A 590-nucleotide genomic window follows, 5' to 3' on the forward strand; every position below is an offset into this window, starting at 1 on the left:
TTTATGATGCGCTTACCTTTGAGCAGTTTGGTGCCTTTACTTATAGGCTGAAAGTCTGTCGGCAATTGAGCATTGTTTTTCGCTGCCTGATGAAACAGCAATGTGTCTGTCGCTTTAAGTTTCAGCGTCATTGCCTCATTGAATTATTTTTCCTATGCGTGGTGAGTTGGTTTGTCGGAGAGGGTTTCCACATTGGCCTAGTTGCTAAATGAAAGCCTGCATTGGTCAGTTCATAGGTAAAAAATGAGCCAGTTCAAATTCAAGAAACTCGAAGTTTGGCCAATGATTTCAGTGGGTTATTATTGGTTTGGTTCAAATGTAAAGTGTTGAAGCTTAAGCATAACAAACGCCTCAAGGGGGACTGTCAACGCGCGGCGTTTCCAGTCCCATTGAGCCGCGGTGGTTTCGGTTGTTGTGTTTGAGTTTGGTTGTATGCGTTGCCAGCCCCTTAGGCGGGCGTTAGTTTCTCTCAGGAAAATCATCAAAAATTCACGCACAAGGTTCTTAAAATTTAGCCTTTATCGTTCAAGCTGCACAATTTAGCTTTTGGGTTTTTCCTGATGTTGATTGTATGCGCCCCATGATCCCAC

At 43.6% G+C, this 590-nt stretch carries 1 protein-coding gene; it reads left to right on the plus strand.

The window, feature by feature from the left end; genetic code table 11:
• Positions 1–212, plus strand: a 212-nt coding sequence (locus VOR_RS18610; protein ID WP_286118565.1) for a DUF3709 domain-containing protein, incomplete at its 5' end; no start/stop codon positions are given.
• Between the last annotated feature and the right edge of the window lie 378 nt (positions 213–590).

The organism is Vibrio ordalii ATCC 33509 (genome assembly GCA_000257205.1).
GTDB lineage: Bacteria > Pseudomonadota > Gammaproteobacteria > Enterobacterales > Vibrionaceae > Vibrio > Vibrio ordalii.